This window comes from Paraburkholderia fungorum, assembly GCF_902833645.1.
GTDB lineage: Bacteria > Pseudomonadota > Gammaproteobacteria > Burkholderiales > Burkholderiaceae > Paraburkholderia > Paraburkholderia fungorum.
The window spans coordinates 250,871-275,903 of record NZ_CADFGE010000007.1; the positions used below are offsets into that span (position 1 = coordinate 250,871).

General features: G+C 61.2%; 19 protein-coding genes, 1 tRNA gene and 1 pseudogene. 8 read left to right on the forward strand and 13 right to left on the reverse strand.

Annotated features, from left to right (window positions below):
• Window positions 1-566 precede the first annotated feature (566 nt).
• The 5 genes from HWX91_RS22405 to HWX91_RS22425 all read right to left on the reverse strand — a co-directional run bounded on the left by HWX91_RS22405 (window position 567) and on the right by HWX91_RS22425 (window position 3,153).
• A complete protein-coding gene (locus tag HWX91_RS22405; protein ID WP_127837900.1) occupies window positions 567-920 on the reverse strand; it encodes a hypothetical protein in 354 nt (117 codons plus the stop codon).
• 112 nt (window positions 921-1,032) lie between these two features.
• The gene (locus HWX91_RS22410) at window positions 1,033-1,761 is read right to left on the reverse strand and encodes a hypothetical protein (protein WP_127837901.1); all 729 of its coding nucleotides are present in this window, start codon (window positions 1,759-1,761) and stop codon (window positions 1,033-1,035) included.
• A gap of 123 nt (window positions 1,762-1,884) precedes the next feature.
• Window positions 1,885-1,959, reverse strand: a tRNA-Arg gene (locus HWX91_RS22415).
• A 371-nt stretch (window positions 1,960-2,330) separates the two neighbouring features.
• A complete protein-coding gene (locus HWX91_RS22420; RefSeq protein WP_028196835.1) occupies window positions 2,331-2,636 on the reverse strand; it encodes a hypothetical protein in 306 nt (101 codons plus the stop codon).
• A 205-nt stretch (window positions 2,637-2,841) separates the two neighbouring features.
• Entirely contained in the window at window positions 2,842-3,153 is a 312-nt protein-coding gene (locus HWX91_RS22425) for an H-NS histone family protein (protein ID WP_028196836.1), read from the reverse strand.
• Window positions 3,154-3,370: 217 nt separating this feature from the next.
• On the opposite strand from HWX91_RS22425, the gene HWX91_RS22430 reads away from it, so the two are divergent.
• Window positions 3,371-3,997 carry a TetR/AcrR family transcriptional regulator gene (locus tag HWX91_RS22430; protein WP_028196837.1) on the forward strand — a complete coding sequence of 209 codons (627 nt, stop codon included), beginning with the start codon at window positions 3,371-3,373 and terminating at the stop codon, window positions 3,995-3,997.
• Between the two features lie 101 nt (window positions 3,998-4,098).
• Here HWX91_RS22430 and HWX91_RS22435 read toward each other — a convergent pair whose 3' ends face one another.
• Window positions 4,099-4,398 (reverse strand): hypothetical protein, encoded by a 300-nt coding sequence (locus tag HWX91_RS22435; protein WP_028196838.1) that lies wholly within the window; start codon window positions 4,396-4,398, stop codon window positions 4,099-4,101.
• Window positions 4,399-4,845: 447 nt separating this feature from the next.
• The gene (locus tag HWX91_RS22440) at window positions 4,846-5,037 is read right to left on the reverse strand and encodes a rubredoxin (RefSeq protein WP_028196839.1); all 192 of its coding nucleotides are present in this window, start codon (window positions 5,035-5,037) and stop codon (window positions 4,846-4,848) included.
• Between the two features lie 338 nt (window positions 5,038-5,375).
• Between HWX91_RS22440 and HWX91_RS22445 the strand changes: the two genes are divergently transcribed.
• From HWX91_RS22445 to HWX91_RS22465, 5 genes are all read left to right on the forward strand, one after another.
• Window positions 5,376-5,777, forward strand: a complete 402-nt coding sequence (locus tag HWX91_RS22445) for a DUF4399 domain-containing protein (RefSeq protein ID WP_028196840.1) — start codon at window positions 5,376-5,378, stop codon at window positions 5,775-5,777.
• A 202-nt stretch (window positions 5,778-5,979) separates the two neighbouring features.
• Window positions 5,980-7,920 carry an ATP-binding cassette domain-containing protein gene (locus HWX91_RS22450; protein WP_028196841.1) on the forward strand — a complete coding sequence of 647 codons (1,941 nt, stop codon included), beginning with the start codon at window positions 5,980-5,982 and terminating at the stop codon, window positions 7,918-7,920.
• A 337-nt stretch (window positions 7,921-8,257) separates the two neighbouring features.
• Entirely contained in the window at window positions 8,258-10,243 is a 1,986-nt protein-coding gene (locus HWX91_RS22455) for a DNA topoisomerase IV subunit B (RefSeq protein ID WP_028196842.1), read from the forward strand.
• A 64-nt stretch (window positions 10,244-10,307) separates the two neighbouring features.
• Window positions 10,308-12,632: a DNA topoisomerase IV subunit A gene (gene parC / locus HWX91_RS22460; protein WP_028196843.1), complete on the forward strand. Its 2,325-nt coding sequence runs from the start codon at window positions 10,308-10,310 to the stop codon at window positions 12,630-12,632.
• Between the two features lie 261 nt (window positions 12,633-12,893).
• Window positions 12,894-13,352, forward strand: coding sequence for a CopD family protein (locus HWX91_RS22465; protein ID WP_028196844.1), 459 nt, complete (start codon window positions 12,894-12,896; stop codon window positions 13,350-13,352).
• A 30-nt stretch (window positions 13,353-13,382) separates the two neighbouring features.
• On the opposite strand, the gene HWX91_RS22470 is transcribed toward HWX91_RS22465, so the two are convergent.
• The 6 genes and pseudogenes from HWX91_RS22470 to HWX91_RS22495 form a co-directional block, all read right to left on the reverse strand.
• Entirely contained in the window at window positions 13,383-14,591 is a 1,209-nt protein-coding gene (locus tag HWX91_RS22470; RefSeq protein WP_028196845.1) for a chromate transporter, read from the reverse strand.
• A 253-nt stretch (window positions 14,592-14,844) separates the two neighbouring features.
• Window positions 14,845-17,204, reverse strand: a pseudogene (locus HWX91_RS22475) (bifunctional diguanylate cyclase/phosphodiesterase).
• A 467-nt stretch (window positions 17,205-17,671) separates the two neighbouring features.
• A complete protein-coding gene (locus HWX91_RS22480) occupies window positions 17,672-18,592 on the reverse strand; it encodes a PhzF family phenazine biosynthesis protein (protein ID WP_028196846.1) in 921 nt (306 codons plus the stop codon).
• A gap of 193 nt (window positions 18,593-18,785) precedes the next feature.
• The gene (locus HWX91_RS22485; RefSeq protein WP_028196847.1) at window positions 18,786-19,250 is read right to left on the reverse strand and encodes a RidA family protein; all 465 of its coding nucleotides are present in this window, start codon (window positions 19,248-19,250) and stop codon (window positions 18,786-18,788) included.
• A 57-nt stretch (window positions 19,251-19,307) separates the two neighbouring features.
• Window positions 19,308-20,504: an aminotransferase-like domain-containing protein gene (locus HWX91_RS22490; protein WP_028196848.1), complete on the reverse strand. Its 1,197-nt coding sequence runs from the start codon at window positions 20,502-20,504 to the stop codon at window positions 19,308-19,310.
• A gap of 75 nt (window positions 20,505-20,579) precedes the next feature.
• Complete coding sequence (locus HWX91_RS22495; protein WP_028196849.1) at window positions 20,580-21,269, reverse strand: VOC family protein; 690 nt, start codon at window positions 21,267-21,269, stop codon at window positions 20,580-20,582.
• A 279-nt stretch (window positions 21,270-21,548) separates the two neighbouring features.
• Here HWX91_RS22495 and HWX91_RS22500 point away from each other — a divergent pair, with 279 nt between their 5' ends.
• A complete protein-coding gene (locus HWX91_RS22500) occupies window positions 21,549-23,003 on the forward strand; it encodes an aminotransferase-like domain-containing protein (RefSeq protein WP_028196850.1) in 1,455 nt (484 codons plus the stop codon).
• Window positions 23,004-23,085: 82 nt separating this feature from the next.
• The gene (gene htpG, locus HWX91_RS22505) at window positions 23,086-24,984 is read left to right on the forward strand and encodes a molecular chaperone HtpG (protein ID WP_028196851.1); all 1,899 of its coding nucleotides are present in this window, start codon (window positions 23,086-23,088) and stop codon (window positions 24,982-24,984) included.
• Window positions 24,985-25,033: the final 49 nt, after the last annotated feature.

Below are 25,033 nucleotides of genomic sequence, written 5' to 3' on the forward strand. Positions count from 1 at the left end.
AAGATGGGATGGCTAGGCGCTTACGTCCGCTGAGCGCGCGCGAGCTTCGGGTGCGAAGCAGTCAGCTGATGCTCGAGAAGGAGAGTTTTCTTTGTTACAGATTTGCTACGGCAATGGTAACAATCTGTAGCCGCGAAGATGAAATAGCTCCGGCAAGCCCTGAACTGTTTCCCAAGGAACGGTGCTTTGAGTCAGCCAACGCCGAGCAAATGTTTTGCTGCTGCCACGCCAGCAGGCAGCTGAGGCAATCCTATGACAACGGTAACGAGATTTGCGGACGCCGCCAGGGCGGTTACGAGTCGTTCTCCTAGGGACGATGACGTCAAAAAGTCTTTGTACTTCGGGTCGACGGCAGTGTGTCCGACGGCGGCATCCACCGCGTCCAAAATAGGCAGGGCGCCCGTTATCTTGTATTCCTCGGTACTTGTGATCAGAATGCGGAGGTATCTGGAAATGTAGATTATCAACGAGGGGTCCAGGTCCGACTTAAATACCTCTGTCAGCATTGCTTGCAATTCAAGCCGTAACTCCTCAGCTTGGTCCTGCGGAATTGTTTTGGCCTGATCTCAATTTGCGAGCAGGTCAGCTGACATACTGAGATATGTCATGGAATGTGCGTCGATAGGTCCAATAAACGAATTCCACTGCCCATTCAAATTTTGCTGCATCAAACCAGAGTTTACCTGCGAATGCCAATGCTGCCAGCTCGCAGCACGACCGGGGTAGTGCCCTTGCAATAGAGCGATTATCTGGTGCGGCAATTCCATGACCTTGCCGAGCCTCGACATGAGCAGGGCCTCTTCTTCAACGCCTAATAACTGCTGCCATGCCCGACGGCATGGCTTGTCAACCGGGATATTCTTCCCAGCGACCAAGATGTTGAGCAACCAGGATGCGGGGTTGTCGTAGGTTAAATCCACGAGTGAGGAGCTGACACGAAGGCTAAGTTGATTGCGGCGGGCGTAAGCTTTGGCGTAGGTCGTTCGCTGAAGCCTCATGCGCGCTGGCGAAAGCGCTGGTGCATCAAGTGTATTACCAGAAGCCCGGGACGTACCCTTGACGCATCACGATGAAAGACGTCGGATCGGTCATGAAAACGCTGACGCTGCCAGCTTTCCACGCAACATGTCCCTTTCTGGGGCTTGACAATGGTTGCCCGAACATCTCGGTGAAGCGATCGCGGAAGAGCGAATCAGAGATTTTTACAGGGTACGAAGCGTTGAACAAAATGTGCGTGATCCGGCGCTTTTTGTCCGTCTCGTCAAAGTAGTAGACGATGTGGTTAAAGAGCGGATCTTGGTTCTTGAGGACGACGTAATCGTTTCCGTCTTCGATGGCAGTCTTGTCGACCGCGCCTCCTGGATATGCGTCGCTAAGTGAATCGATCGAATCTCCCACCTTAACTTTTCCGAGTCCAAGCGGATAGGGTGAACGATCCGTTAGGAGATGCGCTTGCTCGTAATCGCGCAGCTTTGCATTCGCATCGTCAGTCGCCTTTTGCGCGGCGCGTACCTCGCTTGCCGCTTTGTCCGCACTCCCGCGGATTGCACGGGCCGCGGCCTCCGATGCAGCTTGAACTTCCGAAGCTGCTTGGTCTGCCATAGCTTGCAATTGCTGCGCTACGCCGGCCTTCGCCTCTTGAGCCACCCGTTCGGGTAGCACCAATTTCTCGTAGACTCCGCCGGTGACGACGACCGTTGCCACGATCACACTGGACAAAATCCAAAGTGGACTGTCTTTTAATTCTTTCCACGAACTCATTGCGATTCCCCGGCGGATATCGGAGTTGCTTTTAGTTTTTCGCGCTTGCTTTGGCGTAACTACGCCAAAATTACGCCAAATATTTGTTAATCGCCCGTCCTGTAAGGCTTGGCAGCCGATTGTTGGTCCCCCCGACAGGAATCGAACCTGTATCTAGCGCTTAGGAGGCACTTGTTCTATCCATTGAACTACGGGGAGATGGATATTGGCAATGGGTGGGCTGAAGCCTTTCTTCTATTGGCTCCCGCCATACCTTTTGGGCGTGTCCGGCATTTCTGCTTCTTCCTAAACGAAGCGCCGCGACAGCTTGTGAGCCCTAGTACGCCAGCGAGCGCAAGAGTATAGCAAAAACACTCAAAACGAAAGGCGCTACCGAAGCTTCGGCGCAGCTTGGGGAAGTCGGGGTTGAGAACATCCAGGATGCAAAGCTTACGATCCAACCCTTCGGCCGCGCGCACTTACTGGTGCACAACGGCAGTTCTTCCAGGTCAAGCGGTTATCTGAGTACGTCGACCGAAGTGGGCGACGGCACGGCATGCTGTTCGCGCTCACACGCCGTGCCGCGTTCCCTATTTCCACTTCGAGCCAAGCGCCTCGAGTCCGGCTTTCTTGAGGTCATCTGCCACCATCACCACGCGAAACTCGCAGTCGGCATTGAACGAAAGAAACCAGGGTTCCGCGAATTTCGGAATCTGCGACGGCTCCTCGAGGTTCACGATGAGGATTGCTCCGCGTGTTCCGTGCTCCGAGGTGAAGTAGGCGGCTTCCGGTTTCATCTCCGCGAGAATCCTCTCCATCAACTCTCCGATAGTGCCATCGCGCACAAACGTGTTAAACGGCTCGTGAGGTATTCGTATGTTGAGAAGCATGCGCATGGTCTCCCTCCTTGATTGGGTCCGAATGGACTCTTCAAGAATAGGAGCTTCGCGAGCTGGCCGTGGCTGTTCAACAAACCGGCAAAGAGCAAGTGGAGGGACGCCGCGACCGTCAAGATCGGCGAACTCGCGAGGAAATACCACGAGGCCGTGCGGAATCCGGACTCCAGGAATATTGCCTTGCTTGAACGTCGACCGACCCTATCTAGTCCGCCCCGACGTCGTCCGGATGCCTGACCAGAAAATCGTCGTAGTTTCGGTTCCGGATCCAGGACGGCGCGCGTCCACGGCCGCTCCAGGTCGCGCCGGTGATCGGGTCCTGATACTTCATCTGCACCGGCTTGGTGTTGTACGTGCCTCGCCGGTCGACGCGTAACTGGTTTGGCACGAGGTTGAAGAAGTTCATCACCTGGCGGACGTGGTCGATAGCCGCTTTCTGCTCCTGTTGCCACGCCACTAATAACCGCTCGTCGAGTTGCGCGAGTTGCTGCTTCAAGATCTTTACCCTGCTGCTCATGTTCTCTTTCCGTAGTACATGACCAGGTTGTTGCATTGCGCTCCCGGTCTTGGCGTTGGCTCCCGCGCTGACTTCGCACGCACGTCCTCGTCCTGTTCCGTACGGCTCTCAAAGGACTCAGATCGTGCCTTGCACTTTCGCATATCAAGTGAGATATGAAATTCAATCGTAATAATAGTCAGTTGAATTTTAAATATCAACTGATATCCTTCCGGCCATGAATACGGCGACCAAATCCCCGCGGCTGAGCCGCGAAGAAAGTCGATTGCAGACCCGGGCACATTTGCTGGCTGCGGCGAAGCGGCTGTTCGTCGAGAGAGGTTTCGGCGCCACTTCTCTCAGAGATATTGCGGCCGAGGCTGGTTATACGCAGGGTGCTTTCTATTCGAATTTCGCGAGCAAGGAAGAGTTGTTCGTGGCGTTGATGCAAGAGCGTTCCAGGACGCAAGTGACCGACATTGGCCGCATACTGAGCGATCCGTCCTCGTCTGCGGACGACATACTGAATGCGTTGGAGGTCTGGGCGCAGACGCTCGATGCCGAGCCTGAGTGGTCTGTGCTAGGCGTTGAGTTCAAGCTTCAGGGGCGCCGTAACCCTGTTTTTGCAGCAGCCTCACAGGCTTTGCTCGACGCCCACCGTGACGGCCTTGCTTATTGCATCGCGCAGATTTTTGCCAGGCTGGAAAGAGTGCCGCCAGAATCGCCGAGTATCCTGGCTGCGTCCTTCATGGGACTCTCACAAGGCCTCGCATTACAGCGATCGATGCTGTCCGAGGTCCCCATTGGCCATATGATCATGGTCTTCCTGCGCGGCTTGCTAGCCGCGGCGCCGCCTGCGCGCTGAGCCGCGAATGCCGTGGAGAACGAGGTGAACAAGAACGCCGCCGAGGCCGTGGAAATGACGGCCGGCGAGTGGATGAAGAAGTAATAGCAGCGGGGTTTTGCTTAGGCGTCGCGCAAGCCGAGCATGGCGAGCGCCGCTGTACGAGTTTCGTCGTTTTCATAAAGCAGAACTACCACGTCGTCCCGTTTCGCGTGGGTAAATGGCTCGCTTATGTGATCCGCCATTTTTTGTACGTTATCGATCGAGACGGTAAGCACGCTTTGGCTTCGACGGGCGCCTATATTGCCCAAAGCGAGCGTTTCAACCGAAGCGTGTAAATGGATGAAAATCCGCTTACCGTCCACGACGGAAACGACTTTCCCTTCGTGAATACCGCGTCCCCATTTGCTTTTAATCCTCATATTCCCTCGGGCCTTTTTCGTATTTTTTTAGAAAGGAGCGGTGAATGCCGCATCCCGGCAGCATCGCTTGCCAGGCAGCACAATCCCCGGATTTAACCGCTCTGTCTCTATTATTTCAGCCACTCCCGGACGTACTTGACCATCCGTCTCAATCAAGCTAACCCTCGTTGAAGGCTTTGCCCTACCGGCGGGTAATCGCGTTAATGTTGGTTGGGCCAAGGATGCGGCTAAAAGAATCGGCGTATCGCGTTTCGTATGTTGCACATGTATTTGCTATGGCAGGGGAAGCGCGCCCCTTGTGACAAGCTTTGCGCCTGCCATTCCATTTACCCAAAACAAACGGCCCAGTGGGCATCACCCACTGGGCCGCGGAAACCATCCGGTGCACTGCCGTGCTGCCGTTGCCGCACTAAATCAGGCAGCGCACCCCGGTTCGGTTGAGCGCACTCAGAATTCCACCACCGCGAACTCCGCCTTGCTGACATCGCACAGCGGGCAGCGCCAGTCGTCCGGAATCGCGGCGAAGCGCGTGCCCGGGGCGATACCTTCTTCGGGAAGGCCTTCTTCTTCGTTATAGATCCAGCCGCAAATCAGGCAGACCCAGCTCTTATATTCAGTCACTTCAATTACTTCGCTCACGACGTACTCTTCTTTGGTTCAATGCAGTGATCCGCCCAGTCTGCCCCTTTTTTGGGCACGGCGGCGACCCGCAATATTACCGGAATTTGTCAAATGAGCCGCTTTTTACCCATGCGGCATCGCCGCAAAGCGCCTGAGACATGTCCGGGCCCGCGTGACGAACCTCGTCATACACAGCGTGTATGCTTCGATCCGCAGCTCATTTTTTGGACAGGCGCAGCGGGCGCACCGCATCCATTGCGACGATCGGCCTCACGTAAGCGAAGCCGCAACCGGAGTCGCAATCGACGCCCGCATGGCCCGCGCATGACTTTCGTTTCCCAAAAAGGAGAAAAATGATGTTTAAAAACAAATGGTTGATCGGTGTCACACTGGCCGGCTTGCTGGCCGTATCAGGCGCTGCACAAGCCGCGAGCGTGTCTTTCGTGCAGCCGGCGGACGGCGCGACCGTCAGCAATCCGGTGCATGTGGTGTTCGCTGTCGAAGGCATGAGCGTCGCGCCGGCCGGCACGATGACGGATGGCACCGGTCACCATCATTTGCTGATCGACGGCAAATCGCTTACCAAAGGCGAAGTGATCCCCGCAACCGATAAATCGCTTCACTTCGGCAAAGGGCAGACCGAAACCGATGTGACGCTGCCGCCGGGCGACCATACGCTGACGCTGCAATTCGGCGACGGCATGCACCGCTCCTACGGTCCGGAGATGAGTAAGACCATCACGGTGCACGTGAAGTAAGCGTGTCGGGCCTGTGAACGGCTGGCTGGGCGTTCGCAGGCACGGTCCGGTCGAGCTTCCCCGCTCAAGGTTTGGCCGGGATTCCTCCAGAACCCGTTTTTCAAGCCGGCCAATCAGCCTATCTCTTCCGGCATGCAGGCACCCGAGCGCGCGCCCGGTACAATGAGCAGTTCCGACTCATCGCTGTCTTCTCCAATTCTCCATGTCGCTTTACACCATTACCGGGGCCCAACTGGCGTTCGGTCACGTCGCGTTGCTCGATCACGCGGATTTCTCCCTCGAAGCGGGCGAGCGCGTTGGGCTGATCGGCCGTAACGGCGCGGGCAAGTCGTCGCTGCTGAAGATCGTCGCCGATCTGGCCAAGCCGGACGACGGCCTCGTCACGCGCCAGCAGGGTCTGACATCGGTCTATGTGCCACAAGAGCCGGAGTTCGATACCGACGACACCGTCTTCGAAGCGGTTGCCGCCGGTCTGACTCATGCCCGTGCGCTGCTGGACGAATACGATGTAGTCGCCAATCAGCTTGCCGACGAGCCGGAAGGCCCGGTGCACGACGAACTGATGTCGCGCATGAACACGCTGCAATCGGCGCTCGACCATTCGGATGCCTGGAACTGGAGCACGCGCGTGGCCACCACGCTGCAGCAGATCGGTCTGAATGGCGAGGCGCGGGTCGGTTCGCTGTCGGGCGGCATGCAAAAGCGCGTGGCGCTGGCGCGCGCGCTGGTCGTGCAGCCGGACGTGCTGCTGCTCGACGAGCCAACCAACCACCTCGATTTCGACGGCATCCGCTGGCTCGAGGAACTGCTGGTCTCGCTGCGCGCGGGGCTGCTCTTCATTACCCACGATCGCGCGTTTCTCGACCGTGTCGCTACGCGCATCGTCGAACTGGATCGCGGGCGGTTGCTGTCGTATCCGGGCAATTTCAGTGCTTACCAGACCCGGAAGGCGCAGCAGCTTGAAATCGAGCAAGTGGAAGCAGCCAAGTTCGACAAACTGCTCGCCCAGGAAGAAGTGTGGATTCGCAAGGGCGTGGAAGCGCGCCGCACGCGTAGCGTCGGCCGGATTGCACGGCTCGTGGAGATGCGCAATGAGCGCGCCGAACGCCGCAACGTGCAGGGCAACGTGAAGCTCGACGTGGGGCAGGGCGAGAAGTCCGGCAAGATCGTCGCCGAACTGACCGACGTCACCAAGCGCTACGGTTCGCGCACGGTGGTCGACAACTTCACGGCCACGGTCATGCGCGGCGACAAGATCGGTTTTGTCGGCCCGAACGGCGCGGGCAAGACCACGCTGCTCAAGATGATCCTCGGTGAGTTGCCGCCGGACGAAGGCACGGTGCGTATCGGCACCAATCTGCAGGTCGCATACTTCGACCAGATGCGCGCGCAGCTCGATCTGGAGAAGAGTCTCGCCGATACGATCAGCCCGGGCAGCGAGTGGGTCGAAGTCAACGGCCAGAAGAAGCATGTCATGAGCTATCTCGGCGACTTTCTGTTCGCGCCGGAACGCGCGCGTTCGCCGGTCAAGTCGTTGTCGGGCGGCGAGCGCAATCGTCTGCTGCTGGCGCGTCTGTTCGCGCGCCCGGCCAACGTGCTGGTGCTCGACGAACCGACCAACGACCTCGACATTCCCACGCTCGAACTGCTCGAAGAACTGCTCACCGAATACGACGGCACCGTGCTGCTGGTGAGCCACGATCGCGCGTTTCTGGATAACGTCGCGACTTCGGTGATCGCTTCGGAAGGCGGGGGCAAGTGGCGCGAGTACGTCGGCGGCTTTACCGACTGGCAGATTCAGCGAGACCGCTCGCAGCAGATGGCGCAGGACGCGCAGAAAGAAGCGGCCAAAGAAGCGGCAAAAGAAACGGCGGCCCCGAAAGATGCCGGCGCAGCAAGCCGCAATACGCAGCGCGCCGCCAAGCTGTCGTTCAAGGATCAACGCGAACTCGAATCATTGCCGGCGAAAATTGCCGCGCTCGAAGCCGAGCAGAAAACCATCGGCGCACAGCTCGAAGACGGGTCAATCTTCGCGAAAGATGCCAAGGAAGGTACGCGTTTAACCGAGCGCTATGCCGCGATCGACGAGGAGTTGCTGATCGCGCTGGAACGCTGGGACGAGCTGGAAAACAAACGCAAGTGATGCATGGGCGCGGCGTGATCTGCATGCCGCCCCTTGTCCAAACGGCCACGCTCGCCGGTCGTGAATTGCCGCCTGGTTCGAAATCAGTAAAATACCCCGCGAACAGGCTTCCTTCGGCGTTCGCACCGGCAGGCCTTTGCCGCGCTATGGAGCCCGGCGTCGAGCCGCCGTCGAGCGCGCCTACAGGAAGCCAGGCGATAAAACAGCTTGCCCGCGCTGCGGGCACCCCACCTAACCCCGTTGTTTCGTTTCGCTTTTTTTGAAAACTCAACGCATTGTCCACGGACCTGTCCACAGGACCTGTGGACAACGATGAACCGACGCACCCGAGTCAACCATGTCTACGAAAAAGCCAAACGCCGCGTATAGCGAAGCGTCGATCAAGGTGTTGAAGGGCCTGGAGCCGGTCAAGCAACGGCCCGGGATGTACACCCGCACCGAAAATCCGCTGCACATCATTCAGGAAGTTATCGACAACGCGTCGGACGAAGCCCTTGGCGGCTACGGTCGGCAAATCACGGTCACGCTGCACGCGGACCATTCGGTTTCGGTCGAAGACGACGGCCGTGGTATTCCCTTCGGCATCCATCCGGAAGAAGGCGTGCCGGTTGTCGAGATCGTTTTCACGCGCCTGCACGCGGGCGGCAAGTTCGATAAAGCCGCCGGCGGCGCCTACACGTTCTCGGGCGGCCTGCACGGCGTCGGCGTGTCGGTCACCAATGCGCTGTCCACGCGCCTCGACGTCACCGTGTGGCGCGACGGCAAGGTCGCCGAGTTGAGCTTTGCCAACGGCGACGTCGCGAAGCAGCTCGAAGTTCGGCCTGCCACAAAGGCCGACAAGAAATCCGGCACGCGCGTCACTGCGTGGGCCAACCCGAAATATTTCGATTCACCGAACCTGCCGCTCGGCGAACTGCAACGCCTGCTGCGCTCGAAAGCGGTGCTGTTGCCGGGCGTCGAAGTCACGCTCATCAACGAGAAAACCGGCGAGCAGCAAAGCTGGAAGTACGAAGACGGTTTGCGCGGTTACCTGCTCGAAGGCATGAACGGCAGCGATCTGCTGATTCCGCTATTCGAAGGCGAGCGCTACGTCGAAAATTCGCGCGCGAGCGAAGAGACGTTTGCCGAAGGCGAAGGCGCTTCATGGGTCGTCGCTTGGAGCGAAGAAGGCACGCTGATGCGCGAGTCGTACGTCAATCTGATTCCGACACCCGCGGGCGGCACTCACGAATCCGGTTTGCGCGACGGTCTCTACCAGGCGGTGAAGAGCTTTGTCGAGTTGCACAACCTGCAGCCGAAGGGCGTGAAGCTGCTGGCTGAAGACGTGTTCGCGCGCGTGTCGTTCGTGTTGTCGGCGAAGGTGCTCGATCCGCAATTCCAGGGGCAAATCAAGGAGCGCCTGAATAGCCGCGATGCGGTGAAGCTGGTGTCGTCGTTCTCGCGGCCGGCTTTGGAGCTGTGGCTGAACCAGCACGTCGAGCACGGCAAGAAGCTCGCCGACCTCGTCATCAAACAGGCACAGGCGCGTACGCGTGCCGGGCAGAAGGTCGAGAAGCGCAAGAGTTCGGGCGTGGCGGTGTTGCCGGGCAAGCTGACCGATTGCGAATCGACGGAAATCGGCCGCAACGAATTGTTCCTCGTCGAGGGTGACTCGGCGGGCGGCTCGGCGAAGATGGGCCGGGACAAGGAATACCAGGCGATCCTGCCGCTGCGCGGCAAGGTGCTGAATACGTGGGAAACCGAGCGCGACCGCCTGTTCGCCAACAACGAAGTGCATGACATTTCGGTGGCGATCGGCGTCGATCCGCATAGCCCGGACGACAAGGTCGATCTGTCGAATCTGCGCTACGGCAAGATCTGCATTCTGTCGGATGCCGACGTGGACGGTTCGCACATTCAGGTGCTGCTGCTCACGCTGTTCTTCAAGCATTTCCCGCAGTTGATCGAACGTGGCCATGTGTGCGTGGCGCGTCCGCCGCTGTTCCGGGTCGACGCACCCGCGCGCGGCAAGAAGCCGGCGCAGAAACTCTATGCACTCGACGAAGGCGAGCTCGAAGCGATCCTCGACAAGCTGCGCAAAGACGGTGTGCGTGACACGCAATGGTCGATCAGCCGCTTCAAGGGCCTCGGCGAAATGAGTGCGGAGCAGTTGTGGGACACCACGATGAACCCCGACACGCGGCGCCTGACGCCGGTGGCACTCGGCGAGCTCGACTACGACGCCACAGTGGCGCGCATGACGATGCTGATGGGCAAGGGCGAAGCGGCGTCGCGGCGCAGCTGGCTGGAAGAAAAGGGCAACGAAGTGGAAGCGGATATCTGAGCGTCTTTTAAAGCGCTCATGGTCTGCACAAGAACTTCACGCCAAATACGGATACGGAATCTAGATGGACGACGATAACACTCTCGATCTTTTCACCGAGCCGCCGCCGCCCGAGGGCGACATTCTGACGCTCGGCAATTACGCGGAACGCGCCTACCTCGACTATGCGGTGAGCGTGGTCAAAGGTCGTGCGCTGCCGGATGTGTGCGACGGCCAGAAGCCGGTGCAACGCCGCATCCTCTTCGCCATGAACGAGATGGGGCTTGGCGACAATGCCAAGCCGGTCAAGTCGGCCCGCGTGGTCGGCGACGTGCTCGGCAAGTATCACCCGCACGGCGACCAGTCGGCGTACGACGCGTTGGTGCGCCTCGCGCAAGACTTCTCGATGCGCTATCCGCTGATCGACGGCCAGGGCAATTTCGGTTCGCGCGACGGCGATGGCGCAGCGGCGATGCGCTACACCGAAGCACGCCTCACGCCGATCGCGAAGCTGCTGCTCGACGAGATCGATCAGGGCACGGTCGATTTCATGCCGAACTACGACGGCTCGTCGCAGGAACCGAGGCTGTTGCCGGGGCGCTTGCCATTCGTATTGCTGAATGGCGCGTCCGGCATTGCCGTGGGTCTCGCCACGGAAATTCCGTCGCACAATTTGCGTGAAGTGGCGGCCGCCGCGGTGGCAATGATCCGCAATCCAAAGATCGCGCATGCCGAGTTGATGCAGCACATCGCCGGGCCGGACTTTCCGGGCGGCGGCCAGATCATTTCGAGCGACGCCGAGATCTCCGCCGCGTACGAAAGCGGCCGCGGCAGCCTGAAGGTGCGCGCGCGCTGGAAAATCGAAGAACTCGCGCGTGGTCAATGGCAGCTCGTGATCACCGAACTGCCGCCGAACACCGCCGCGCAAAAGGTGCTCGAAGAAATCGAAGAGCAGACCAACCCCAAGATCAAGCTCGGCAAGAAGGCGCTCACGCCTGAACAGTTGCAGACCAAGCAGACCATGCTCGCACTACTCGACGCGGTGCGCGACGAGTCGGGCCGGGATGCGCCGGTGCGCCTCGTGTTCGAGCCGAAGTCGAGCCGCATCGATCAAACCGAATTCGTCAATTCGCTGCTCGCGCATACGAGCCTCGAATCGAACGCATCGCTCAATATGGTGATGGTGGGCGGCGATGGCCGGCCCCGCCAGAAAGGCTTGAGCGAAATCCTGCAAGAGTGGATCAGTTTCCGTTTCGCGACGGTCACGCGGCGCACGCGCCATCGTTTGCAAAAGGTCGACGACCGGATTCACATCCTCGAAGGCCGGATGATCGTCTTTTTGAATATCGACGAAGTCATCCGTATCATCCGCGAATCGGACGAGCCCAAGGTCGCCCTGATGGCCGCGTTCGGCTTGTCCGATCGTCAGGCCGAAGACATTCTCGAAATCCGTCTGCGTCAGTTGGCGCGGCTCGAGAAGATCAAGATCGAGAAGGAACTGTCCGAACTGCGCGACGAAAAGGCCAAGCTCGAAGAACTGCTCGGTAGTGAATCGGCAATGAAGCGCCTGCTCATCAAGGAAATCGAAGGCGACGCCAAGCAATACGGCGACGAACGCCGCACGCTGATCCAGCAGGAAAAGCGCGCCGTTTTCGAAGCACGCGTGGTCGACGAACCGGTGACGGTGGTGGTGTCGCAGAAGGGCTGGGTACGTGCACTGAAGGGCCACGGCCTGGATGTGGCCGGCTTCACGTTCAAGGCCGGCGACGGTCTCTACGCCGCGTTCCAGTGCCGTACGCCGGATACGCTGGTCGCGTGGGGCAGCAATGGCCGCGTCTATTCGGTGGCGGTTGCGATGCTGCCGGGCGGCCGGGGCGATGGCGTGCCGGTGACCTCGCTGATCGAACTCGAATCGGGCAGCCACCTGATGCACTACTACGCGGCGTCCGCGGATCAGGCATTGCTGCTCGCGTCGAGCAACGGCTTCGGCTTCGTCGCCAAGGTCGGCGACATGGTGAGCCGCGTGAAGGCCGGCAAGTCGTTCATGACGATCGACGCGGGCGCCGCGCCGCTCGCGCCGATGCCGATGTTGCCGGACGCGACACACATCGCGTGTCTGTCTTCAGGCGGACGCCTGCTGGTGTTCGGGCTCGACGAAATGAAGACGCTTTCGGGCGGCGGCCGCGGCGTCACGCTGATGGCGCTCGACGACAACGAAACGCTGCTGCAGGCGCTGTCTATCAACAAGGCGGGTGTGGTGTTGATCGGCACGCGCCGCGGCGGCCGTGTCGACGAAGAGAAGCTGAGCGGCGCTATGCTCACGCCGCATATCGGCAAGCGGGCGCGCAAGGGGCGTGCGCCTGAGAGCAAGATGAAGCTCGACGGTCTGCGTCCGGTGCTGGCTGCGTAACAAGCACTGGAAGTCGATAAGAGCGGGGTAGGGCGAGGCATCAACGCGGCGTATGCTTTAAGAGCGTACGCCGCGCGTAGCAAAAATCCGGGGTGCAGCGCCGTCGCGGTATCGGACGCGTTGCAATAAAAACTACAAAGAATGTGAAGACGTAGCCGGCGCAAGGAACTGCGCGCATGGTGCGCGGTCGAATGCGCTCAATAGCCGCTGCTAATATCACTCGTCATAAGCGGTGTGGCGTCGTCGGGAGAGGAAAACAACATGAACAAAGCAGTCGAACTCGCACTCTTTTTGCATCTGCTCGCCGTCGCGGTCTGGGTAGGCGGAATGGTGTTCGCGCATTTCTGTCTACGGCCGGCCATTGCCGATCTTTCGCCGCAATTGCGCCTGCCGTTGTGGGAATCGGTGTTCGGCCGCTTCTTCAACTGGGTTGCGGCAGCGGTGCTGGTGATTCTCCTCACAGGCGGTTTCCTGCTGATGCAATTCGGCGGTGGTCATGCCACGTGGCCGCTGCACGCCATGGCCGGCCTCGGCATCGTGATGATGCTGATTTTCGGACACATCCGCTTCGCCGTGTTCCCGCGCATTCGCCGCGCAGTGCAGGCTCAGAAGTGGCCGGATGGCGCACAGGCAGTCGGTACGATCCGGCGTCTGGTGCTCGTGAATATCGTGCTGGGCGTGGTGACGATCGGCGTGGCTGTGTTGTCGCGCGGGTTCTGAAACCGGCGCCTGAATCCAGGGTGTGCTTGCCTAAGGCGTGGCGCCGTAGGCAAGCCATAGCCCGCACGCAATCGCCACTGTTCCGTACACCACGTACACCGGCACCTTGAGTTTCGCGAAGCACATGCCGGAAAACACCGCCGTCAACAGATACATGGGTTTGAACGGCACATGCCCCGCGATGCGCAGCACGGCTACCGCCAGAAACGCGGTAGTGACCGCGCGCAAGATCCGCATGCCGTGCTCGAAACGCGGATTGGCCTTCAACTGATGCAGGTGCCGCTGCGCGAGCACCACCAGGCAGCCCGACGGCACAAACAGCGCGAGCGTGGCAATCAGCGCGCCCAACCAGCCGTCCACCAGATAGCCGAAAAACGGCACCACGTTCAGTAGCGGTCCCGGCGATAACGGAGACAGCGAAAATGCCAGCGTAAAGTCGTTATCCGACACACCGATCGCCGGCGTGACAAACAGCGTCTTGAGTACCGGCAACGCCGAGAAACCGCCGCCGAATAGCGTCATACCCGCACCGGCCAGCCGCGGCCATAGCAGCGCCAGTTCATAGCGACGTGGCAGCGGCAGCGCGAATATCGCCAGCAGTACGCACAACGCGGCCAGCATCTGCCAATCGCCTCGTTCGATCGACAGTTCGATACGTGTGTTGCGAGCCGGGCTGACCAGCCAGCCGGAGCCGAAAGCCGCGCCGAGCATCACCACGTAGGCGGCGGGACTGCGTGCATAAAACAGGCCCACACACCCGAGCACCGCCGCGACCCATTCGAGCTTGCCGCGCACCAGCGCACGCGTCTGTTTGTACCAGGTGATCGCGATCAGCGTGGCCAGCACCACGCTGAAATGATTGAGCAGAGTTTGAGAGGCCGCGGCACGCACGAGCGGCGTGCGGTAGAAGATCGCGAACAGCGTCATCAGCATGAAAAAAGGCAGCACGCTGGCCACGCCCGCCACCCAGGCGCCGGCGCGGCCGCGCAGCGCATGCCCGAGTTGCACGGCGACATTGCAGCCCACCGGTCCCGGCACCATCCACGCGAGCGCGATCAGATCGGAAAAGGCCACGCGCGAGAGCCGTCCCTCGCGTTCCACGTAATGGTTTTCAAGTTGCGCCATCAGCGCGAGGCCGCCCCACGACAGCGCCGACAGGCCGCACACGACCCGGAACAGCGTCCATAGCGGTTCCCGCTCCCCTCGTCTGGCTGCATCCTGGTTCGTGATCGTCTGCATGGTGCCGCGGGCGCCGGCACGCGGGCGGCCCGCCCTCTGGGATCATTGTTGTGCGTGTTGTGCGTGTTGTGCGTGTTGTGCGTGTTGGCGCGCCGGCAGCCGGTCTCGCGCCAGCACGCATTACAGCGTGAATGTAGCTGGTTTTGCGAGGCTGCGGTTGGATGAGGCGGGGCGCCGTTCATACGCTGATGGACCGCGTGCGGAAGGCCCGCGCATACACGTAAGTGCGACCAGCACCGCGCAGCCCGCGCACTCAGCTACTAGCGCTCGTGCTGGACAAGCTGTTGGTGCTGTCCGTCTCATGTGTGGGGCGCTGGCCTTTCATGCCGCAGACGCCGAAGCGTTCGAGCAGTGCCGGAATGGCGTCGACCGGCACCGGCCGCGAGAACAGGAAGCCCTGCGCCTCGATATGGCCTAGTGCGGCGAGCCACGCAATCTGCTCTTCGGTCTCGGTGCCTTCGACCACCACCGTGAGCCCGAGCGAACGCGCGAGATTGACGATCGCGGTGACCATCACGCAGACACTGCGGTCGCCAGGAATCGCCTGGACGAACGAACGGTCCACCTTCAGCGTGTCGACCGAGAAGCGGTTCAGGTAGGAGAGCGACGAATAGCCGGTGCCGAAGTCGTCGAGCGCGATGCGCACGCCGAGGCGCTTCAACGCGAAGATCTTCTCCGAGACGAGCTCGGGATATTCCATCATCGCGGTCTCGGTGATTTCGAGTTCGAGGCGGCGCGCGGAGATGCCGCTTTCCTCGATCGCATGCGAGACGGTTTCGTAGAGATCGCCGCGCCAGAATTGCACCGCGGAGATGTTCACCGCGAGCGACAGCGTGTCGTAGCCTGTTGCTGCCACACCGCCAGTTGGCGGCATGCGGTCTCGATCACGAAGTCGCCGATCGGCACGATCAGGCCGGTCGATTCGGCGACCGGAATGAATTCGTTGGCGGGAATCAGGCCGTGCTGCGGATGGTTCCAGCGCACCAGCGCTTCAAAACCGGTGATGCAGCGGCGCGTCAGATCGATCTTCGGCTGGTAGGCGAGAAACAGTTGACCTTCGGCGAGCGCGACGCGCAACTGCTGTTCCCATTTCATCAAATGGTCCGCGCGGTGCGACAGTTGCGGCGAATAGAACTGGTAGCAGTTCTTACCTGCGTCCTTGGCGCTGTACATCGCGAGATCGGCCTTTTTCAGCAGGTCGATTTCGCTCTCGTTGGTGACCGAGTAGAGCGCGATGCCGATGCTCGCATGCAGAACGAACGAACTGCCGCGCACTTCGAAAGGCTTGGCGAAGGCTTCGGCCGCCGCTTCGGCGAGCGTGACCGCGCGCTTCTCGACGTCGTCGCCCTTGATCACGACGACGAACTCGTCGCCGCCGATGCGGCTCAACGAGCCGCCATCGCCGACCGCGGTAGCGAGACGCGAGGCTGTCATTTGCAGCACGATGTCGCCGGCGTTGTGGCCGAGCGTGTCGTTGACGGTCTTGAAGTTGTCGAGGTCGATGAAGAGAATCGCGAGGCGGCCGAGATTGGACGGCTGCGCCACGTCGTGCCGCAAGGTTTGCAACGTTGCATAGCGATTGCGCAAACCGGTCAGCAGGTCGTACTCGACCAGATGCGTCATCTCGCGTTCACGCCCGAGCAGCTTGCCGATCAGACCGGTGGCCACCGCGAAGAAGCTCAGCATCGCGAGCGAGATGAAACCCGCCATCAGCAGATAGACGTTGCGCGTGTGATTGTAGTCGGCGAATTCTTCGGCTTGCGACAGGCCCACCAGCACGCCAAGCGGATAGCCGTCGATATGCCGGTACGAGACGATGCGCGTGACGTTGTCGATCGAGTCCACATAGGTGCCCGACACGTGTTCCGAGGTCGGATACGATCCGCTCGCCGAGAACGCGCCGTTGGCGCTGTCGGGGCTGCCCGTGCGGCGCGCCAATACCGTGCCGCTGTCGGAAATCACCGCGATCACGCCTTCACGGCCAATGGCCGCGTTGTTGTAGAAGTCGCTGGTGAAATAGCTTGGGTCTTCGGAGACCACCACGACGCCTGCGAACGAGCCGTCGGGATGATTCAGACGGCGCGTCATCTGCAAGGTCCAGTGGCCGGATATGCGGCCGAGCACCGGCTTGCTGATATAGAGCTGGTCGTCGTTTTCGTGTTCGTGGACCTTGAAGTGTTCGCGGTCCGACAGATCGATATGCTTGGGATTGAGTTCGGCCGTATTGGCGATCAGCGTGCCGTGCTCGTTGATTAGCGACACCTGCACCAGCGTATCGCTTTGCACCACGCCTTTTTCGACCGTGTTGGTCAGATCGAAACGATTCGGCGATTTCTCGAACTCGTATTTGACGAAGCGGGTGATCTGGTCGACCTGGTGAATCGCCTTGACCGTGTGCTGCTCCAGCGCCGCGGACAGAATTGCGGCAGAGGCCATGGCTTCGCGATTCGTGGCTTCTCTCTCAACCGACAGACGCGCGAAGATCACGGCCCAGAGCAGGATCAGCACCAGCACGCCGAGCGCGGGAATCGCAAGCAAGGCTCGGCGGCGCGACACGGCGGGGTCGCGCCGGGGTTTGGCTTCGCGCTGGTCGGAGAAGCGGAACTGGCTCATCGGGTAGCCCGTTCCCTGGTGCCGGCCAGTTGCAACTGCGCGAGCATTGACTGCGCTAATTTCATGGGTGGCTGCATGGTGACCAAGGTGCCGGAACTGCTGCGCAGGGGAAGGGAGCGTGGCGTCGTGCCTGACCGTCCGGAGGTCATCGGGTACGTTTCGATATTACTTAATGCCACTGGATTAAGGAAGCGTCCGCGCATCGGGTATACGCGGGCGCGACCGGCCGTCCCGGCGGGCTGAATTCGCAGCCGGCACGGCCAGCCTTGGGACCGCGGTCTGGCATTTGTTTTCGAGTATCTCATCGGGATCTGGAATTCAGGTGTGCCAGGTCTGGCGTTATGCGCGACGCATTAACTGCGTAAACGGTACGGCTTTTATGGCCAGGCGTGGCCGAAAATGGTGAGACACCGGCTGCAATCAACGGCAGGCCAGTGCCCGCAAGCCTGCAACCGGTGCAGCGCCGTTCATGGCAAACGGAACGTGCCGTCGACGATCGTGACCGATCTCCCGCCGATCCACGTTTTGCCGGCTGCGTCGTCGTAATGCACCGAAATGTTGCCGGCGCGGCCTAGTACTGTGCCTTGGCGGGCCGTGTAGTGCGAACCCGGGCGCCGTTGCTGGGCGCTCAGAAGGCCCGCGAGTGCCGCGTTAGCGCTACCCGTAACCGGATCTTCGCCGACGCCGAAGCTCCCGCCCGCCATCAGACAGCGCACCTCGAAGGTGGCCGGGCCGTCGGCGTCGTGCGGCCCATAGACGGCGAGACCGTGGGTGTTCACCGTATGCACGATGTCGGCGAGCGCCGCGGCGTCGGGCTCGAGCGCGAGGCAGTCGCGCGCGGAATTGACCCGCACCACGAGCCATGGCGCGCCATTGTCGACCGCGCAGGGCGTTGCACTGAAATCGATCGCGTCGCTACGTAAAGCCGTAGTCAGTGCCGCGTAGCGGTCCTGCGCAAGCGGCGTGACGCGCGCGGGCGGTGCGGCGAAAGCCCATTCGCCTGGCGTCTGGCCGGTCGATCCCGTTCCCGATCCCGATTCAGTCAGCGCTTGCAGCTCGACGAGCCCCACGCCGCATTGCTGCACCAGCTTGCCGGCCTGTCTGGGCTGGTAACCGCTTTCGAGCAACGCATGCGCGGTGCCGAGTGTCGGATGACCGGCGAACGGCAGTTCGCCATGCGTCGTGAAGATACGCACGCGATAGTCGGCGGCCGGGTCGGTTGGTTTTAGCAGGAAAGTGGTTTCGGACAGATTGGTCCAGTGCGCGATTGCCTGCATCTGATTCGCATCGAGCCCATCGGCGTCGAACACGACCGCAAGCGGATTGCCTTTGAACGGCACCGACGTAAACACGTCGACCTGTTTAAAACGAGCGGTGTTGGCGGGCATCGGGCGCAATCCGGCGAATCCAGCAGATTGATAGGGTTCGGGGATTCTACCTGGTGACAAAGGAACGATCTACCTTGCGATAAATGCAGAACGCGCCGCAGGTGCTGGACACCTTGCGACGCGTTCAGTGCATTGACGGCCACTCGCGGGACGGCACACTGGGCGAACCAGCGGCCGAACCTGTTGGCATGCGTTATTCGACTTCGGCGATCATCTCGATCTCGACGCAAGCGCCGAGCGGAATCTGTGCCACGCCGAATGCCGAACGTGCATGCTTGCCGCGCTCGCCGAACACATCCGCGATCAGCTCGGATGCGCCGTTGGTCACCAGATGCTGCTCAGTGAACTCGAGCGTGGAATTGACCAGACTCATTAGCTTGACGATGCGCGTGACGCGGTTCAGGTCGCCCACATGCGTGTGCAGCGTGGCGAGCAGGTCGATCGCGATCGAGCGTGCGGCGGCCTTGCCTTCTTCGGTGGTGAGCGTCGCGCCGAGCTTGCCGGCCCACACCTTGCCGTCCTTCTTGGCGATGTGACCGGACAGGTACACCGTGTTGCCGCTTTGCGCGCTCATCACATAGGCGGCGGCCGGAGCGCCCGCGCTCGGCAGTTCGATGCCCAGTTCCTTAAGCTTGTCGTACACATTCGTTTGAGCCATGGTGTGTTCCTGGTCGGTAGTGGAAGTCGGTTAACCCGGCGCGGCGGCCGGGGGTGTTCAGACCTTTGCGCGGATCAGTTCCGCGAGACGCGCCACGCCTTCGTCGATTTTCGCCGGCGGCACCGTGACGAACGACAGGCGCAGCGTATTGTGCTGGGCTTCGCTCGCGAAGAAAGGAGCGCCCGGCACGAACGCGACATTCTGCGCGACGGCTTCTTCGAGTAGCTTCATGCTGTCGATCTGCGTGGGCAGATTCACCCACACGAACATGCCGCCTTCCGGACGGTTCCAGCTTACGCCTTCAGGCATATAGCGTTCGAGCGCGGCGAGCATTGCCGCGCATTGATCGCGATACAGCTCGCGAATGGTCGGCACGTGCGTGTCGAGGAAGCCGTCCTTGACCACTTCGTACACGATGCGTTGCGTGAAGCTCGGCGTGTGCAGATCGGTGGCTTGCTTGGCCTGCACGAGCTTGAAGATCAACTCTTCTGGCGCAATGATGTAGCCGACCCGCAGGCCCGGCGCGAGCACTTTCGAGAACGAACCGAGATGGACGATGTGGTCCGGCGCCATCGACAGCATGGTGGGCAGCGGTTCACCGGCGTAGTCGAGCGCGCCGTACGGATCGTCTTCGATCACCGGGAACGGTGCGGTCTTTGCAAACGCGGCCAGCGCACGGCGGCGTTCTACCGGCAGGCGGCGGCCCGTCGGATTCTGGAAGTTCGGTTGTGCGTACAACAGGCGCGCGCCCGCCGTCAGTTCGGGCGTCAGCGCCTCGGGAATCAGGCCTTGCTCGTCCGTCGGCACCTGCACGTAGCGGGGTTCGTACATCGAGAACGATTGCAGCGCGCCGAGGTAGGTCGGCGTTTCGACCAGTACGGGGCTGTTCGGGCACACCAGCACTTTACCGAGCAGATCGAGCGCCTGTTGCGAGCCGGTGGTGATCAGGACCTGCGACGGGCGAATCTGCGCGCCGTTCACCGAATAGCGTTGCGCGATCCATTCACGCAGCGGCAGATAGCCTTCGGTCGCGCTGTATTGCAAGGCCGCGGCGGGTGCGTCGCGCAGAATGCGATCGGATGCTTCGCGCATGCGTTCGGCCGGGAAGGTTGCCGGCGAGGGCAGGCCGCCCGCGAACGAAATGACTTCGGGCCGTTCCGTGACCTTCAGGATCTCGCGAATCGCCGAGCTCGTGAGCTTGCGTGCGCGTTCGGACAGTTGCCACGTGGGGGCTTTCAAGTCGCTTTGGTCCATGGTCTCCTCTGCTGGTATGTCTGGAACCGGTCAAAACTTCAATTATCGCGCGAGTCGACGACCTGCGCGCGCTGCTTATTTAAGGGTCCGTAGACCCTCGGGTGTTTCAAACTCGGCGATGAGCGCCGCTGCGCCTTCCGTGGGTTCGAGCGCGATCAGGTGCGCCGCGCCCAGCCAGCGCAATTGCGAGGCAATCGCGTCGGTTTGCGGATGGCTTGCTTTCAAAGCTTTCAGGGCGATGCCTGTTTCCGGCAGCACCGCCGACGGATGCCGCAGCGTGTCCCACTGGATCAGCGACGGCAGCACACCGTCGCCAGCACCCTCCCACGCGGGGAACGCGCCGTCGTCAGGCACCGACAGCCCCCAGCTGAAGTCGCCGCGCGTCATCGGCACGATCGGCGCAATGCGCTGCGGATACTGTGCCTGCCATGCGGTGAGCCGCTTCGGGCGGTCGACTCGGGCCACCCAGTGCGACAGGTACGGCCCTTTTTCGAGCCGCGCCTGCGTGGCCGGGTCGTCGAGCGCGAACAGGCGGGCTCGGGGCGCGCCGGCGTCCGCGGGTTCCGCGGCCTGCGGGTCGGCCGCGATCACTTCCAGATACACGCCGCCCCACAGGTTCAACAGGCGATTGTGGGTGCGCATCAACGGATGCGCACCGCCGCCGGACGGTGCGACGCCGAGCGTGTCGGCGACGTACTGCGTGCCCTCGTCGAGGGTACGGGCGGAAATCACGAGGTGATCGAGACGGAGCGGATGGGCAGTCATGGCGGATCAGGAAAACGGTTTCTGCGGTAAGCCGGAACGTGCGCCGGATGCGGCAGCAGCGGGGCCGGGGTCGTAAGCATAACCGTTTGCCGGGTCGGCGGGCCAGACGGATGGCGTTTGGGCTGGTCTTGCCCAAGGCCGCTCGGGTGCGCTGCATGACGCCCCGGGCCGCTTCATCATCCGTTGCTTATCTTGAATCCAGCCTTGAATGTAGCGGTGGCGACCGGCACAGTAACGGTACAATCGACTCGATACCATTCGGTACAGTTGGAGTCAGCCATGTCCGTCCCCCTTACCCAGATTCCCACCCCGCACGACACGGCGTCGATGACGCTGGTCGAGCAGCTTGTCCAGTGGGCGAGCCGCCGCATCGAGGAACGGGTGTTCCGTCCCGGCATGCGCATGCCGTCGATTCGCAAGCTGGCGCAGGACAAAGGCGTGTCGCGCTTCACCGTGGTCGAGGCGTACGAGCGGCTGGTGGCGCAGGGCTATCTGGAGTCGCGGCGCGGTTCCGGTTTCTATGTGCGTGAACGCCTCAGCGGCGCGCCGACGGCGGAGATCCGCACCATTGCCGCAGCGGCCCCCGCGCCGGCCACGATCGACGTCGTCTGGCTGCTGCGCAATATGCTGCATACGGGCGCGCGCCCCGAGCGCAGTCCAGGCCTCGGCTACTTGCCGGGCCGCTGGCTCGACGGCGATCTGATTACCAACGCGCTGCGCACGCTCGGCAGGCAAAGCGGCGCGCAGATGCTCGGCATCGGTACGCCGCAGGGTTTTTTGCCGCTACGCCAACAGTTGCAGACGCGGCTGGAGGAACTGGAAATCGGCGCCTCGCCGGATCAGATCGTGATGGTTTCCGGCATTACCCAGGCCATCGACCTGATTTCGCGGATTTACGTGAAGCCGGGCGATGCGGTGATCGTCGGCGATCCCGCCTGGTTTCAGATGTTCGGGCGCTTCGCTTCGCAGGGCGCGCGGCTGGTCGGCATGCCGTACACGCCGGATGGGCCGGACCTCGACGCGCTCGAGTCGCTGATCGAGACCTGGCGGCCGAAAATGCTGGTGATCAATTCGGTGTTGCAGAATCCCACCGGCACCTCGCTTACGGCCGCGCAGGCGTTCCGCATTTTGCGTCTCGCGGAGGCGCACGACTTCATCGTCGTCGAAGACGATATTTACGGCGATCTGTGCCCGCCGAGCCATCCCGGCACGCGTCTCGCGAGCCTCGACCAGTTAAAGCGCGTGATCTATCTCGGCAGCTTTTCGAAGACGCTCGCGCCCAATTTGCGCGTGGGCTTTATCGCCAGTGCACCGGAGGTGGCGAGGGCCGTCAGCGACCAGAAAATGCTGGTTGGCATGACGAGCCCCGAGTTGAACGAACGCGTGCTCTACAAGATTCTCACGGAGGGTCATTACCGCCGGCACGTCGAACGCTTGCGGGCGCGCCTTGACGGCGTGCGCGAAAAATCCGTGCGGATGCTCGAAAAGACCGGCATGAAACTGTTTCTGACGCCGTCGGCAGGGATGTTTTTGTGGGCCGACACCGGGGTCGATGCGGGTGCGCTCGCCGCCGCCGGCCACGAAGAGGGCTTTCTGCTGACGCCGGGGAGTCTGTTTTCTCCCCAGCAGTCCACAACTACGTGGATGCGCTTCAATATCGCCAATTGCGGCGATCCGGAACTGTCGACGTTTCTCTGCCGTTATCTGGACAGCGTTGCCCGGCGCGCCTCTTGAAACCGTGCCGGCGTGCCCCCAATTACGCGGGCATTGTTTGGCCCCCCTATTTTCGTATTCGTAACAGAGAGGAAGTCCGACCATGGCACAAGAAACCATGAGCTTTCAGGCAGAAGTTAAACAACTTCTGCACCTGATGATCCATTCGCTGTACAGCAACAAGGAAATCTTTCTGCGCGAGCTGATTTCGAACGCGTCCGACGCGGCCGACAAGCTGCGTTTCGAAGCGATCGAAAACAGCGCGCTGTACGAAAACGATCCGAATCTGCGGATTCGCGTGTCGTACGACAAGGCCGCGCGCACCATTACGCTCGACGACAACGGCATCGGCATGAGCCGCGACGAAGCGATCGCCAACCTCGGCACGATCGCCCGTTCGGGCACCAAGGAATTCTTCGGCAAGCTCTCCGGCGACCAGCAGAAAGACGCGGCGCTGATCGGCCAGTTCGGCGTGGGCTTTTACTCGGGCTTTATCGTCGCGGACAAGATCACGGTCGAAACGCGCCGCGCCGGCTTGCCGGCCTCGGAAGGCGTGCGCTGGGAAAGCGCCGGCGAGGGCGATTTCGCGGTGGAGCAGATCGAGCGCGCCGCGCGCGGTACGACCATCACGCTGCATCTGCGTGCGGATGAAGACGAGCTGCTGTCATCGCATCGTCTGAAGTCGATCATCCAGAAGTATTCGGACCACGTCGCGCTGCCGATTTTGATGGCGAAGGAAGAGTGGGACGCCGAAAAGAGCGCGATGGTCACGAAGGACGAGGAAGAGACCGTCAATCAGGCGAGCGCGCTGTGGACGCGCTCGAAGAACGACATTACCGAAGAACAGTACAAGCAGTTCTATCAGCACCTCTCGCACGACCATCAGGACCCGCTGACCTGGACGCATAACCGCGTCGAAGGCCGCAGCGAATACACGCAACTGCTGTATGTGCCGACGCGTGCGCCGTTCGATCTGTTCAACCGCGATCATCGCGCCGGGCTGAAGCTGTATGTGAAGCGCGTGTTCATCATGGACGACGCCGAGCAACTTTTGCCGGGCTATCTGCGTTTCGTGAAGGGTGTGGTCGATTCGGCCGATCTGCCGCTGAACGTGTCGCGCGAAATCTTGCAGGAAAGCCGCGACGTCAAGGCGATCCGCGAGGGCGTGACCAAGCGTTCGCTGTCGATGCTCGAAGAACTGGCCAATTCGGAAAACGAAGCCGACAAGGAAAAGTACGCCGGCTTCTGGAAGGAATTCGGCCAGGTGCTGAAGGAGGGCATCGGCGAAGACTTTGCCAATCGCGAGCGGATTGCGAAGCTGGTGCGTTTCGCGTCGACCCATACGGAATCGCCGGAGCAGAATGTCTCGCTCGCCGATTACGTCGCGCGGATGAAGCCCGAGCAGACCAAAATCTACTACGTCACCGCCGACACCTGGCAGGCCGCGACCCACAGCCCGCATCTCGAAGTGTTCCGCAAGAAGGGCGTGGAAGTGCTGCTGCTGACCGATCGCGTCGACGAATGGATGCTGTCGTTCCTGAACGAATTCGACGGCAAGCCGCTGCAAAGCGTCGCGCGCGGCGATCTCGATCTGGGCGCGTTGAATGACGAGGAAAAGCAGGCGCAGGAGAAGATCGGCGAAGAGCTCAAGCCGCTCGTCGAGAAGATGAAAGAAGCGCTGAAGGACAAGGCCAAGGACGTGCGCCTGACGTTCCGTCTCACCGATTCGCCATCCTGCCTCGTGGCCGACGACGGCGAAATGAGCGGTTATCTGCAACGTATGCTGAAGGCAGCGGGTCAGGACGCACCGTCGTTCCATCCGATTCTTGAAGTGAATCCGGAGCATGCGCTGGTGAAGGGCTTGCATGCGGACAGCGCGGATTTCGATGACTGGTGTCACCTGCTGTTCGATCAGGCATTGCTGGCCGAAGGTGGCGCGCTGGAAGATCCGGCGAGCTTCGTGAAGCGCACCAACGCGTTGTTGCTGGCGCGTGCGAGCTGAGTTTCGGATTGAGTTTCGACTGGCGTCGCTCTGACGCTGGTGATTGAAA

Bases quoted from the DNA above. Each gene is read 5' to 3' on its own strand.
- HWX91_RS22410 (WP_127837901.1), bottom strand. From the start codon at position 1,761: ATGAGTTCGTGGAAAGAATTAAAAGACAGTCCACTTTGGATTTTGTCC.
- HWX91_RS22420 (WP_028196835.1), bottom strand. From the start codon at position 2,636: ATGCGCATGCTTCTCAACATACGAATACCTCACGAGCCGTTTAACACG.
- HWX91_RS22425 (WP_028196836.1), bottom strand. From the start codon at position 3,153: ATGAGCAGCAGGGTAAAGATCTTGAAGCAGCAACTCGCGCAACTCGAC.
- HWX91_RS22430 (WP_028196837.1), top strand. From the start codon at position 3,371: ATGAATACGGCGACCAAATCCCCGCGGCTGAGCCGCGAAGAAAGTCGA.
- HWX91_RS22435 (WP_028196838.1), bottom strand. From the start codon at position 4,398: ATGAGGATTAAAAGCAAATGGGGACGCGGTATTCACGAAGGGAAAGTC.
- HWX91_RS22445 (WP_028196840.1), top strand. From the start codon at position 5,376: ATGTTTAAAAACAAATGGTTGATCGGTGTCACACTGGCCGGCTTGCTG.
- HWX91_RS22450 (WP_028196841.1), top strand. From the start codon at position 5,980: ATGTCGCTTTACACCATTACCGGGGCCCAACTGGCGTTCGGTCACGTC.
- HWX91_RS22455 (WP_028196842.1), top strand. From the start codon at position 8,258: ATGTCTACGAAAAAGCCAAACGCCGCGTATAGCGAAGCGTCGATCAAG.
- parC (WP_028196843.1), top strand. From the start codon at position 10,308: ATGGACGACGATAACACTCTCGATCTTTTCACCGAGCCGCCGCCGCCC.
- HWX91_RS22465 (WP_028196844.1), top strand. From the start codon at position 12,894: ATGAACAAAGCAGTCGAACTCGCACTCTTTTTGCATCTGCTCGCCGTC.
- HWX91_RS22470 (WP_028196845.1), bottom strand. From the start codon at position 14,591: ATGCAGACGATCACGAACCAGGATGCAGCCAGACGAGGGGAGCGGGAA.
- HWX91_RS22480 (WP_028196846.1), bottom strand. From the start codon at position 18,592: ATGCCCGCCAACACCGCTCGTTTTAAACAGGTCGACGTGTTTACGTCG.
- HWX91_RS22485 (WP_028196847.1), bottom strand. From the start codon at position 19,250: ATGGCTCAAACGAATGTGTACGACAAGCTTAAGGAACTGGGCATCGAA.
- HWX91_RS22490 (WP_028196848.1), bottom strand. From the start codon at position 20,504: ATGGACCAAAGCGACTTGAAAGCCCCCACGTGGCAACTGTCCGAACGC.
- HWX91_RS22495 (WP_028196849.1), bottom strand. From the start codon at position 21,269: ATGACTGCCCATCCGCTCCGTCTCGATCACCTCGTGATTTCCGCCCGT.
- HWX91_RS22500 (WP_028196850.1), top strand. From the start codon at position 21,549: ATGTCCGTCCCCCTTACCCAGATTCCCACCCCGCACGACACGGCGTCG.
- htpG (WP_028196851.1), top strand. From the start codon at position 23,086: ATGGCACAAGAAACCATGAGCTTTCAGGCAGAAGTTAAACAACTTCTG.